Source organism: Kitasatospora sp. NPDC093102 (assembly GCF_040683915.1).
Lineage (GTDB): Bacteria > Actinomycetota > Actinomycetes > Streptomycetales > Streptomycetaceae > Kitasatospora.
The window spans coordinates 1-11,821 of record NZ_JBFBFA010000002.1 but is presented as its reverse complement, the minus strand read 5'-3'; the positions used below and the strand labels follow the sequence as shown (position 1 = coordinate 11,821).

13 protein-coding genes are annotated in these 11,821 nt (G+C 72.4%); 11 read left to right on the top strand and 2 right to left on the bottom strand.

Annotation, left to right across the window (positions count from 1 at the left end; translation table 11 throughout):
• Window positions 1-21: 21 nt before the first annotated feature.
• The gene (locus AB0O11_RS03370) at window positions 22-468 is read right to left on the bottom strand and encodes an Lrp/AsnC family transcriptional regulator (protein WP_363381290.1); all 447 of its coding nucleotides are present in this window, start codon (window positions 466-468) and stop codon (window positions 22-24) included.
• 93 nt (window positions 469-561) lie between these two features.
• Here AB0O11_RS03370 and AB0O11_RS03365 point away from each other — a divergent pair, with 93 nt between their 5' ends.
• The 7 genes from AB0O11_RS03365 (at window position 562) to AB0O11_RS03335 (ending at window position 6,867) form a co-directional block, all read left to right on the top strand.
• On the top strand, window positions 562-1,380 hold the full coding sequence (locus AB0O11_RS03365) for an LLM class flavin-dependent oxidoreductase (protein WP_363381288.1): 819 nt from the start codon (window positions 562-564) through the stop codon (window positions 1,378-1,380).
• Window positions 1,377-1,814: a nucleoside deaminase gene (locus AB0O11_RS03360; RefSeq protein WP_363381286.1), complete on the top strand. Its 438-nt coding sequence runs from the start codon at window positions 1,377-1,379 to the stop codon at window positions 1,812-1,814. The genes AB0O11_RS03365 and AB0O11_RS03360 overlap by 4 nt, the downstream gene beginning before the upstream one ends.
• A gap of 383 nt (window positions 1,815-2,197) precedes the next feature.
• Window positions 2,198-2,527, top strand: coding sequence for an RICIN domain-containing protein (locus AB0O11_RS03355; protein ID WP_363381284.1), 330 nt, complete (start codon window positions 2,198-2,200; stop codon window positions 2,525-2,527).
• Between the two features lie 135 nt (window positions 2,528-2,662).
• A complete protein-coding gene (locus AB0O11_RS03350) occupies window positions 2,663-3,769 on the top strand; it encodes a beta-eliminating lyase-related protein (RefSeq protein ID WP_363381283.1) in 1,107 nt (368 codons plus the stop codon).
• Between the two features lie 208 nt (window positions 3,770-3,977).
• On the top strand, window positions 3,978-4,547 hold the full coding sequence (locus tag AB0O11_RS03345; protein ID WP_363381980.1) for an NADAR family protein: 570 nt from the start codon (window positions 3,978-3,980) through the stop codon (window positions 4,545-4,547).
• The gene (locus AB0O11_RS03340; RefSeq protein ID WP_363381281.1) at window positions 4,544-5,659 is read left to right on the top strand and encodes a hypothetical protein; all 1,116 of its coding nucleotides are present in this window, start codon (window positions 4,544-4,546) and stop codon (window positions 5,657-5,659) included. Before AB0O11_RS03345 ends, AB0O11_RS03340 begins: the two co-directional genes overlap by 4 nt.
• Before the next feature lie 68 nt (window positions 5,660-5,727).
• The gene (locus AB0O11_RS03335; RefSeq protein ID WP_363381279.1) at window positions 5,728-6,867 is read left to right on the top strand and encodes a hypothetical protein; all 1,140 of its coding nucleotides are present in this window, start codon (window positions 5,728-5,730) and stop codon (window positions 6,865-6,867) included.
• 104 nt (window positions 6,868-6,971) lie between these two features.
• On the opposite strand, the gene AB0O11_RS03330 is transcribed toward AB0O11_RS03335, so the two are convergent.
• Window positions 6,972-8,354 carry a glycine--tRNA ligase gene (locus AB0O11_RS03330; protein WP_224279482.1) on the bottom strand — a complete coding sequence of 461 codons (1,383 nt, stop codon included), beginning with the start codon at window positions 8,352-8,354 and terminating at the stop codon, window positions 6,972-6,974.
• Window positions 8,355-8,571: 217 nt separating this feature from the next.
• Between AB0O11_RS03330 and AB0O11_RS03325 the strand changes: the two genes are divergently transcribed.
• Genes AB0O11_RS03325 through AB0O11_RS03310 form a run of 4 tightly spaced genes read left to right on the top strand, consistent with a single transcriptional unit; the run spans window position 8,572 to window position 11,721 of the window.
• Window positions 8,572-9,570 (top strand): metal ABC transporter substrate-binding protein, encoded by a 999-nt coding sequence (locus tag AB0O11_RS03325; RefSeq protein ID WP_363381977.1) that lies wholly within the window; start codon window positions 8,572-8,574, stop codon window positions 9,568-9,570.
• A gap of 14 nt (window positions 9,571-9,584) precedes the next feature.
• Window positions 9,585-10,349, top strand: a complete 765-nt coding sequence (locus AB0O11_RS03320) for a metal ABC transporter ATP-binding protein (protein WP_363381277.1) — start codon at window positions 9,585-9,587, stop codon at window positions 10,347-10,349.
• A complete protein-coding gene (locus tag AB0O11_RS03315; protein WP_363381275.1) occupies window positions 10,346-11,275 on the top strand; it encodes a metal ABC transporter permease in 930 nt (309 codons plus the stop codon). Before AB0O11_RS03320 ends, AB0O11_RS03315 begins: the two co-directional genes overlap by 4 nt.
• Window positions 11,276-11,310: 35 nt before the next feature.
• Window positions 11,311-11,721: a Fur family transcriptional regulator gene (locus tag AB0O11_RS03310; RefSeq protein WP_189918013.1), complete on the top strand. Its 411-nt coding sequence runs from the start codon at window positions 11,311-11,313 to the stop codon at window positions 11,719-11,721.
• The last annotated feature ends 100 nt before the right edge of the window (window positions 11,722-11,821 follow it).

Here is an 11,821-nt window from a genome sequence, read left to right as displayed (position 1 = left end):
GGAGCACCTTCGTCCTCGGCGTCAGGGCCGGCCGGGCCCGCGAAGCGGCAGCGTCCGGCTGTAGACGACGCTCGTGGTGGTGCTGCCGAAGCCGGCCAGCTCGTCCACGAGGGTTTCCAGGTGCTCCATGGACGTCGCCGCCACCTTCAGGGTGTAGCAGTCGTCGCCGGTGGTGCGCAGGCACTCCAGGATCTCCCGCCGTTCGACGAGCAGTCGGCGCAGCGGCTCGTGCCGGTTGCCCGGGTACTTCAGCCGGACGACGGCGAGCACCGGATAGCCGACCTTCGCCAGGTCCACCGTGGCGTGGTAGCCGGTGATGACGCCCAGCGACTCCAGGTTCCGCACCCGTTCCGTGGTCGCCGACGGGCTGAGGGACACCCGCCGCCCCAGCTCGCTGAGGGAGATACGGGCCTCCCGTTGCAGCTGCCCGATGATCGCCCAGTCGGTGTCGTCGAGATTCACGGCCATTCCACGAATCCACCGGGAGAACCACGGCGGACAACGGCCAGGACCGGGAAGACGCCGTTCCTTCCGCCATGATCACGGGAATAGCCTCGAAGCATGCAACTTGGCGTCAACGTACCGAACTTCGGGCCGGGCACCGACCCCGGCATGCTGCGCGAGTGGGCCCGGACCGTGGAGGGCCTCGGCTTCGGCCTCCTCATGGTGTCGGACCACGTGGCGGTGACCCCGGACGTGGCCGAGCGGTACCCGGAGCCGTTCTACGAGCCGTTCACCACGCTGTCCTGGCTCGCCGGGATCACCACCGGACTGCGGCTGGGCACGACCGTGCTCGTCCTGCCCTACCGGAACCCGCTGCTGGTGGCACGGATGGCCGGCACCCTCGGCCGGCTCAGCGGCGGCCGGTTCGTCCTCGGAGTGGGGGTCGGCTGGGCGCGCCAGGAGTTCGACGCCCTCGGTGTGCCGTTCGGCGCGCGCGGCAGACTGACCGACGACCACCTGAGCACGCTGCGGGACGCCTGGGCGGGTGAAGCCGGTGAATCCGACCGCCGAACGGTACCGGTCTGGGTCGGCGGCCACAGCGAAGCGGCGCTCCGGCGGGCGGTCCGGTTCGGCGACGCCTGGCACCCGCTGCGGCTCCCCCTGGCCCGGATGCGGTCGGTACTGGCCGAGCATCCGATGCCGGGGTTCGCACCCCGCATCGCCCTGCGGCTGACCACCACGCCGGTCGACGACCCCGAGCGGCCCGCCGGCGTCGGCACCCTCGACCAGATCCTCGACGACCTCCGCCAGCTGCGCGATCTCGGCGCCGAGACCGTCGTGTTCGACCCCTACCGAGGGGACCCGGAGGAGACCCGTCGGCCGCAGGAGGCCTGGCAGACCCTCACCACCGTGGCCACCCACTGGAGAGCCGCATGATCACCGAAGCCGACGAAGCCCTGCTGCGCCGGGCCATCGCCATCGCCGCCCACGCCGCCGCCCTGGGAGACGCCCCGTACGGCTCCCTGCTGTCCGGCCCGGACGGCGAGATCCTTGCCGAGGCCCACAACACCGTGCGTCGCGACGACGACATCACGGCCCACCCCGAACTGAAGCTCGCCCGCTGGGCCGCCCGTGGGCTCTCCCCGGACACGGCCGCGCGCACCACGATGTACACCAGCTGCCAGCCCTGCGGCATGTGCGAGGGTGGCATCCTCCGCTCCGGCATCGGCCGGGTCGTCTACGCACTCTCCACGGAACAACTCGTCGAGCTCGACCCCGACTCGGCCGCCTGGCCGACCGTACCGACGGACGGCCCAGCCCTGCCCGAGGAGGCCCGGGCCCCGATCGCGGCCTACTACCGGCCCAGTTGACCCGGGCGGCCCGGGCGGCCCACGCGGCCCACGCGGCCCGGGCCTGGACGAGGATCAGCAGGGGCCGGGGCTTCATCCCGTGTCGCGGTCCACCAGCGTGGACATCGATCGGCCTGCGCCCGGTTCCGGGGCCGGGACGTCTCTGCGCGCTTCCTACGCCGGACGTCTGTGCTCGTCCGTGGCCGGTGCGGCTCGTCGTCCTCGGATCGTTCGCACCGGCTGAACCCTCGGGGCCCACGGGCCGTGTTCCGGGTGCGGCGCCGCGTCGGCGGTCGGCCGCGTTCCCTCGGAACGGAGTCGATGTGATGAGCAAGCGCGCCGGCCACGCGAGGCACGGAGGGCCAGGGATCCTGGCGGCGATCGCCCGCCGTAGGGTCCCGGTCGTGGCCACGGCGATCGCCCTGGTGGCCGGGTCCGTCCTCGCCGTCTCGGCCGGCGCCGCCGGACCGGCCGACGCCGGTGCGACGGCCGCCGCCAAGGTGCCCCGGGTCAAGGCCCAGCAGTGGCTCTACCCCGGCACGCCCGTCATCCTCTACACCTGCAACGGCGGGGCCAACCAGCAGTGGGAGCACCAGTCCGACGGCTCCTTCGTCGGCGGCCAGTCGGGCCCGTGCCTGGACGTCACCGGCGGCGCGGTGCCCGCCCCCAACGGCACGCGGCTGGAGCTGTGGCAGTGCACCGGCCGGAGCAACCAGATCTGGACCGCCGTCTGACACCACCGCGCCGGCTCACCGACGGCACCGCCCGGCCCGGGCGGTGCCGTCGACTCGGATCGCCTTCCGCAGCGCCACGCCCCGTACGGGAAAAAGCAGTTGGTCCGACCTCGCCACGAGTTCGACAATCGCCGGATGATCGATGACCAGAGCGAGGTCCACCGCCGCCGTGCGGCCCGCATGACCTGCAAGCACTTTCTCTCCGGCGACCGCGTCCTCAGCATCCGCGAGCGCCTCGTCCAGCTCGCCACCCTGGACGGCCTGGACATCCCCCACGACTTCTACGGCAGCGACGGGCCGGTGCGGCAGCTGGAGGAACGGACCGCCGCGCTGCTCGGAAAGGAAGACGCGGTCTTCTTCCCCACCGGCACGATGGCCCAGCAGGTCGCCCTGCGCCACCACGCCGAGCGCACCGGCAACCCGGCTGTGGCCCTGCACCCGCTCAGTCACATCGAGCGGCACGAGCGCCACGCGTACACCCAGCTCACCGGCCTGCGCGGCCTCTGGCCCACCACCGAGCAGCGCCAGCCCACGCCCGAGGAACTCGCTGCACTCGGTGAGCCGTTCGGCACCCTGACGGTCGAACTCCCGCTGCGCGACCCCGGCTACCTCCTCCCCGACTGGGACGAGCTGGCCGCCCTGGTCGCCGCCGCCCGCGAGGCCGGCGCCCGGGTGCACTTCGACGGCGCCCGGCTCTGGAACACCACGGTCCACTTCGACAGGCGGCTCGACGAGATCGCCGCCCTCGCCGACAGCGTCTACGTGTCCTACTACAAGGACCTCGGCGGGATCAGCGGGGCCGCCCTCGCCGGCGACAAGGCTCTCATCGCCTACGCCCGCACCTGGCGCCACCGCTACGGCGGCCAGCTCGCCCAGCAGTGGCCGGCCGCCATCGCCGCCCTCCACGGCCTGGACACGGCCCTGCCCCGCATCCCCGGCTACGTCCACCACGCGGCCACCCTCACCCCGGCGTTGGCCGCACTCCCCGGTGCGCGCCTCCACCCGGAGATACCGCCCACCCACGAGTTCCAGCTCTGGCTGCCGTTCTCCGCCAAGGCCCTGAACGCCGCCCACCTGGCGCTGGCCGAGCAGGAGGGGATCTGGTTCGTCTCCCACTGGGAGGACGCCGCCCCCGGCCTCGCCATGGCCGAGGTCAGCCTCGGCGAGCCGGCGCAGAGCTGGACGGCGGACGAGGTGGCGGAGGTCGGCCTGCGCTTCCTGGAGCTGGCGGCTGCGGGCTGACCGAGGGGATCCCGCGAGGCACCTCGGCCAGGGCTGCGCGGATGATGTCGGCGGCTTCGGGGATTTCAGGACCACGTTCGCCTGCCCCGAAGTCCCGCCCGCGTGCGGGAAATCCCGGAGGCCCGGCCACCGCCACGAACGCAGTACGCCGCAATCAAACGGTTAGCAGGCACGCACCCCTTCGTGTCAGAATGACGATATGAGCGAGATGCACGTGGGGGGCCTGGCCGCCGTCCGCAGCCGCGAGGAGCTGGCCGCGCTGATGGCCGACGGGGTGCGGCCGAAGTGGGTGATGTTCTGGGGGCACACCGAGCGCAAGGGCGGCGGGACTCGGCAGCAGTGCCTGAGCCAGTGGTGGCCCGGCGAGTTCACCGTCGACGGAGTCACGTACGCCTCCGCCGAGCACTGGATGATGGCCGGCAAGGCCCGGATGTTCGGTGACGAGGAGATCGCGCAGCGGGTGCTGGCGGCCCGGACGCCCGCCGAGGCGAAGAAGCTGGGCCGGCTGGTGAAGGGCTTCGACGACGAGACGTGGGTGGCCGGCCGGTTCGAGCTGGTGGTGGCGGGCAACGTCGCGAAGTTCAGCCAGGACGAGGCGCTGCGCAGCTACCTGCTGGACACGGGCGAGCGGGTGCTGGTCGAGGCCAGCCCGCTGGACCGGATCTGGGGCATCGGGCTCGCCGCCGACGACATCCGGGCCCAACAGCCCGCCGAGTGGCGCGGGTTGAACCTGCTCGGCTTCGCGCTGATGGAGGCGCGGGCGAGGCTGGGCGCATGAGCGGGATCGCCCCGCTGCTGGACGGGACGGTGGTGGCCTCGGCCGCTGCCGCCCTGTTCCTGGCGCCGAGGGTGCTGCGGCGCAACGCCCCGGCCGGGCGCAAGGGCGCCTCGTTCGGGCCGGAGCCGGTGCTGGCGGCCGTCGTCGCGCTCGTCTACCTCAACCAGGTGCTCGTCGCGGTCCACGTGAACCGGGTGCACCACGGGGACGTCTCCTTCATCACCCGCTACCTGCCGCCCGGCTGGTTCGACGTCCCGCGCCTGGACTCCCTCGCCGCACACTTCCCGGCCCCGGAGCTGCTGGCCCCCTCGGTGCTCCGGGTGCAGGCGTTCCTCGAACTGCCGCTGGTGCTGCTGGCGTTCGTCGCTGTCGTCCGCCGGCTGGACGGTGCGCTGTACGTCCGGCTGGCCCGCTCGCCGCTGATCCCGCTCGCCGCCGCCTCGTACACCGTGGCGTTCTGTGCGGTGGAGTGGGACCTGCGGAACCCGTACACGGTGGACGACCTCGTCCTGCGCGCGATCGCAGCCCTCCTCACGCCCCCGCTGATCGCCCGGCTGGCCCGCCACGAGCCCCCACCGGAGGCCGAACCCGCCCGCAACCCGTTCCGCTTCGCGCTCGACCTGTGGGCGTACGGCCAGCTGATGCTGGTGATGTACGACACCGCACTGCTCTACAACCTCGCCCGGCTCGGCGATCATCTCCCCTCCGCCGCGGCCGCGCTGGCGGTGCTCGTCGCCACCCGCGCCGTCCCGTCCCGCACACCGCACCCGCCCGGCCCGCACACCGCCGCACTCGCCGGGACGATCGGCCGGGCACTCGCGCTGTTCCTCGTCCCCGCCCTGGCGATCCGCTACGCGGAGACCTTCGGCACGCCCGAACTCGCTGCCCTGGCCGGGATCCTGGTGATCGGCGCGGCGGCCCGCCGGGACGCACTGCTGCTCCTGCTCCCCGCCCTCCCGGGTGCGGCGGTCGGGTACGCCGTCGCGGCCTTCGCCCCCGGTCCGTACTACGAGGCGACCCTGCTACGGAGCGCAACCGGCGCACTTCTCGCAACGACCGCCGTCTGCGCGCTCCTTGACACCACTCGGACACGACTGGTCGTGCGCTCTTAACTCCCACGCCACATACTGACGCCAGGATGTCACACAGTCAGGGTCTGGATGGACAGGGTGGGGCGATCATGCGCATGCGGCCGACGGCACAATCCGCAGGCCAGCAACCGGAGGGCGAGCAGCAGGCCGACGAACTCCGCGCGGAACTGGACGAGTTACTCCGCGCGAACCGCTACGCGAGTCAACGCGAACGACGCCTGAACGAGGCGATCCGCGCCACCCCGGGCCGTCAACGACCGGACGGTGAGCTGCTGCGACAGCTCGCCCAGGCGCGCACCCTCCGTGAGGGCCTGGGCGCCCGCTGCCTCCAACTCAGCGACCAACTGGAGGCGTTGGAGAGTCGAATCAGACAACAGCAGCAGCCACCGCCACCCCAGCAGAATCCGCAGCACCAGCAGCAGTACCACCAGCAGCCACCGCAGCAGCAGGCCCCGCAGCAGCAGGCCCCGCCGCCGCCCGTCCGCCCCGATCTCGGTGCCCTCACCGAGCGGATCACCGCCCTCCACCGGGCCGGATCCCTCGTCGAGGCCACCGAGGTGATCGACGCGGCCACCGCCGGCCTCGCCCCCGCCGACGCCGCACTACTGGTCGGCATGCTGGCCAGGTACGGCCCGGCCGGCGCCTCGCTCCACCTCGCCCGCAGCGTCTCCCGGTCCGCACCCGACCACTCCGTCGCCGTGCTCACCGAGTTGCGCGAGCTGGGCCTGGCCGAGGCGGCGGCCGAGGTGTTCCACGCCTTCTGGGGCTACCCGGCCGCCTCCGTCCCCGGCCTGCTCTCCGCACTGGAGCGGGCCGGACTGACCGCCGACAGCGCGACACTGCTCTGGGAGTGGGGGTCGGCGCCGATACCCGAGCTGACCTCCCTGGCCGCCTGCCTCCAGCAGCACGGCCGGGCCGGCGACGTCCGGACCCTGCTGCGCCAGGCCGCCGGTCGCTCCACCGCCGACCTCGCCGCTCTCGCGGCCGACCTGCCGCCCGCGCTCGCCACCCTCCTGCTGGGCGAACTGGCCGTCCTGCGCCCGCCCGTCGAGGTGGTCCGGCTGGCCACCGCCCTGGACGGCGCCGGCAATTCCGGGCTGTACGCCCAGCTGCTGGCCGCGATGCTCGCCGACGAGGCCCGTCACCGCACCACCCTCGCCGCCCTGCGCACCGCCGGCCTCCCGACCCGCCCGCCCGCGGCCCCGCGCTCGCGCTGGGGACGGCGGTAGCGGCCTCCCGCCGGGGAGCACGGGGGGAGCCGCCCGAGGCCCCCGAACGGCAGGGAGCCCCCGCCCGCCCCACCAGGGCGGACGAGGGCTCCCGGGGGAACCTGCTAGCAGCCGATCAGCCGCGCGCCCAGGTACGCCTTGACCTGGTCCAGCGAGACGCGCTCCTGCGACATGGTGTCGCGGTCGCGGACGGTCACCGCGTTGTCCTCGAGGGTGTCGAAGTCGACCGTGACGCAGAACGGCGTGCCGATCTCGTCCTGGCGGCGGTAGCGCTTGCCGATCGCGCCGGCGTCGTCGAACTCGACGTTCCACGCGGTGCGCAGGTCGGCGGCCAGGCCGCGGGCCTTCGGGGACAGCTCGGCGTTGCGCGACAGCGGCAGGACGGCGACCTTGACCGGGGCCAGGCGCGGGTCGAGCCGCATGCCGACGCGCTTCTCCATGACGCCCTTGGCGTTCGGCGCCTCGTCCTCGAAGTAGGCGTCGATCAGGAAGGCCAGCATGGCGCGGTTGAGGCCCGCCGCCGGCTCGATGACGTACGGGAAGTACCGCTCGCCGGACTCCTGGTCGAAGTACTTCAGGTCCTGGCCGGACGCCTCGCTGTGCACCCGCAGGTCGTAGTCGGTGCGGTTGGCGACGCCCTCCAGCTCGGAGAACTCGCTGCCACCGAAGTTGAAGCGGTACTCGATGTCCACGGTGCGCTTGGCGTAGTGGGAGAGCTTCTCCTTCGGGTGCTCGAAGAAGCGCATGTTCTCGGTGCGCAGGCCGAGGCCGACGTACCAGTCCCAGCGCTGCTGGAGCCAGTACTCGTGCCACTGCTCGTCCTCGCCCGGCTTGACGAAGAACTCCATCTCCATCTGCTCGAACTCGCGGGTGCGGAAGATGAAGTTGCCGGGGGTGATCTCGTTGCGGAAGCTCTTGCCGGTCTGGGCGATGCCGAACGGCGGCTTCTTGCGCGAAGTGGTCTGGACGGCCTTGAAGTTGGTGAAGATGCCCTGGGCGGTCTCCGGGCGCAGGAACGCCAGGCCGCTCGCCTCCTCGGTGACGCCGAGGTGGGTCTTCAGCATGCCCGAGAAGTCCTTGGGCTCGGTGAACTGGCCCTTGGTGCCGCAGTCGGGGCAGTTGACGTCCTTGAGGCCGTTCGGCGGCGGGAAGCCGTGCTTGGCCTCGTACTTCTCCTCCAGGTGGTCGGCCCGGTGGCGCTTGTGGCAGGAGAGGCACTCGGTCAGCGGGTCGTTGAAGGTGGCGACGTGGCCGGAGGCCTCCCACACCTCGCGGGCGAGGATCACCGACGAGTCGAGTCCGACGACGTCCTCACGGGCCTGGACCATCGCGCGCCACCACTGGCGCTTGATGTTCTCCTTGAGCTCGACACCCAGCGGCCCGTAGTCCCAGGCGGCTCGCGTGCCACCGTAGATCTCGCTGCAGGGGTAGACGAAGCCACGGCGCTTGCTCAGGCTGACGATCGTGTCGATCTTGTCGGCGGCCACAGTGCTCTCTTCAGTACGTACGGCACGGTCAGGGCACGGCTGGTTGCGCGTACCCGAATACCTCAGGTTACCGGCCATACGGGTACGTGATTCAAATCGGTATCGTCCGGCTGCCCCAGCCGCCGCCACCCGCCGTTCACCCATCCAAGTGAGTTGACAATCATTTCCATCTGAGATGAGAATGATTGTCATGATGATCGGACTGCCTCGACTCGGAATGTCCCGCCGGACCCGCACCTCCATAGCCCTCGGCACCACCGCCCTCGCCGCCTCCCTCGCCCTCACCGCCTGCGGAGGCAGCAGCAGCGCCGACAGCGGCAACGGCAGGCTGAAGGTCGTCGCGTCCTTCTACCCGATGGAGTTCCTGGCCCAGCAGATCGGCAAGGAGCACGTCGCGGTCACCGACCTCACCGCGGCCGGGGTCGAGCCGCACGACCTGGAGCTCACCGCCAAGCAGGTCGGAACCGTCCAGAAGGCCGACGCGATCATCTACCTCAAGGGCCTCCAGCCCACCGTCGACCAGGCCGTCGCGCAGTCGTCCAGCAAGCACAAGATCGACGCCACCGCCGCCAGCCCGCTGGTCGACCACCATCTCGACGAGGGTACCGAGGGCGACGGCCACGGGGCCGAGGGCCACGAGCACGAGGACCCGGCCGGCGACCCGCACATCTGGCTCGACCCGACCCGCTACGCGGCGATCGCCAAGAGCGTCGGCGACGAGTTCGCCAAGGCCGACCCGACCCACGCCGAGGACTACCGGAAGAACACCGACGAGCTGGTCACCAAGCTCACCGCGCTCGACCAGGAGTTCCGGGCCGGGCTGAAGGACGCCACGACCAGGACCTTCGTCACCAGCCACGCCGCCTTCGGCTACCTCGCCGACCACTACGGCCTCACCCAGGTCGCCATCAACGGCGTCGACCCGGAGTCCGAGCCCACCCCGGCCCGCCTCGCCGCGGTGCAGAAGGCCGCCAAGGACAACGGCGTCACCACGGTCTTCTTCGAGACCCTGGCCAGCCCCAAGCTCGCCGACACCGTCGCCAAGGACCTCGGCCTCAAGACCGCCGTCCTGGACCCGCTGGAGGGCGTCAAGGACCCGTCCAAGGACGACTACCTGACCGTCATGAAGCAGAACCTGGCCAACCTCCAGGCCGCCCTCGGTGCCCCGGCCACCCCCGCCGGAACCGACGCCACCACCCCTGCCGCCACCAGCTGACGGGACCGAGCACCATGACCGACCCGATACCTCCGGCCGTCCGCCTCCGTGACGCCGTCGCCTCGCGCGGCGGCCGGCCGGTGCTGCGCGGCGTCGACCTCACCGTCCGGCCCGGCGAGGTCGTCGCCCTGCTGGGCGCCAACGGCTCCGGCAAATCGACCACCGTCAAGGCCGTGATCGGCTCCGTCCCGCTGGAGCAGGGCACCCTGGAGCTGTTCGGCACCCCGTACGGCTCCTTCCGTGCCTGGCACCGGATCGGGTACGTCCCGCAGCGCACCACCGCCGCCTCCGGCGTCCCCGCCACCGTCCGCGAGGTGGTCTCCACCGGACGGCTGCCGCAGCACCGGCTGCTGCCCTTCCGCCGCAAGGACCGCGAGGCGGTGGACCGCGCGCTGGCCGCCGTCGGCATGCTGGAGCGGGCCGGGGACGGCGTGGCCGACCTGTCCGGCGGCCAGCAGCAGCGGGTGCTGATCGCCCGCGCCCTGGTCGGCACCCCCGACCTGCTGATCATGGACGAGCCGATGGCCGGCGTGGACGCCGCCAGTCAGCAGGTGCTCGCCGACACCCTGCGCGCCGAGGTCGGCCGAGGCGCCTCCGTCCTCCTCGTGCTGCACGAACTCGGGCCGCTGGAGCCGCTGATCGACCGCGCCGTGGTGCTGCGGGACGGCTGCGTCGCCCACGACGGCCCACCCGTGCCCAACACCGGCCTGCACGCGCTGCCCGGCCACGACCACGTCCACCCGCACGCCGACCTCACCCCGCCGAGGCTGCTCGCATGACCGAGATGCTCTCCTACGACTTCATGCAGCGAGCCCTGCTCGCCGCCGTCCTGGTCGGGATCACCGCCCCGGCCGTCGGCATCTACCTGGTGCAGCGCCGCCAGGCCCTGATGGGCGACGGCATGGGCCACGTCGCGATGACCGGCGTCGGCCTCGGCTTCATCTTCCAGACCAGCCCGGTCTGGATGGCCGTGCTGGTCTGCGTGCTCGGCGCCGTCACCATGGAACTGGTCCGCTCGCGCGGCAACCAGCGCGGCGACATCGCCCTCGCGATGCTCTTCTACGGCGGCATGGCGTGCGGCAAGCTGCTCGTCTCGATGTCCGCCCAGGCCGGGGCCGGCTCGCTGGAGAGCTACCTGTGGGGCTCGATCCTCACCGTCGCCCCCGCCGACCTGGCCACCATCGCGGTGCTCGGCGCGGTGGTCATCGCGGTCACCGTCGGCCTGCGCCGCCAGCTCTTCGCGATCTGCCAGGACGAGGACTTCGCCCGGGTCACCGGTGTGCCGGTGCGCACCCTCAACCTGCTGCTCGCGGTGATGGCCGCGGTCACCGTCACGGTCGCCATGCGGGTGGTCGGGCTGTTGCTGGTCAGCGCGCTGATGGTGGTCCCGGTGGTCGCCGCCCAGCAGCTCACCCGGTCCTTCGCCGCCACCCAGGCCGCCTCGATCGCGCTCGGCGTGGTCGTCTCGCTGGCCGGCGTCACCGGCTCCTACCAGCTCGACGTGCCCTCCGGCCCGGCCATCGTGCTGCTCGCCATCGCGGTCTTCGCGGTGTTCAGCCTGCTCGCCGCGCCGCTCGCCCGGCGGCGCCACCGCGGCGCGGGCGAGCACGGCCCGAAGGTGTGCGACGTCGAACTGCCGGAACAGGCCGCCTCCGAGCCGTCCGGCACGACCACCCCTGAGCGAGGTGCGGGGCTGGCACAATGATGTGCGAGACGCCCACGACCCCAGGAGGACCCACGGTGACCACCGCAGGCCCGTCGCCGCGCGCCCGATCGACCCGGCAGCGTGCCGCCGTCTCGGCGGCCCTGGACGAGATCGCGGACTTCCGCAGCGCACAGGAGCTCCACGACCTGCTCAAGCACCGCGGGGACTCCGTCGGTCTGACCACGGTCTACCGCACGCTCCAGTCGCTCGCGGACGCCGGTGAGGTGGACGTGCTGCGCACGGCCGACGGCGAGGCGGTCTACCGCCGGTGCAGCAGCGGGCACCACCACCACCTGGTCTGCCGGCACTGCGGCGCGACCGTCGAGGTGGAGGGCCCCGCGGTGGAGCGCTGGGCCAACTCGGTCGCCGCCGAGCACGGCTTCAGCGACATCGCGCACACCCTGGAGATCTTCGGGACCTGCGCGGAGTGCGCCAAGAAGGCCTGAGTCCGGCGCGGGGGGGGGGGGGGGGGGGACGGGGCCGAGGGCCGCCGGGGCCAGGGGCCCGAACAGCGGGGCCGCCGCCCCCGCGGCCCACGCGGACCGG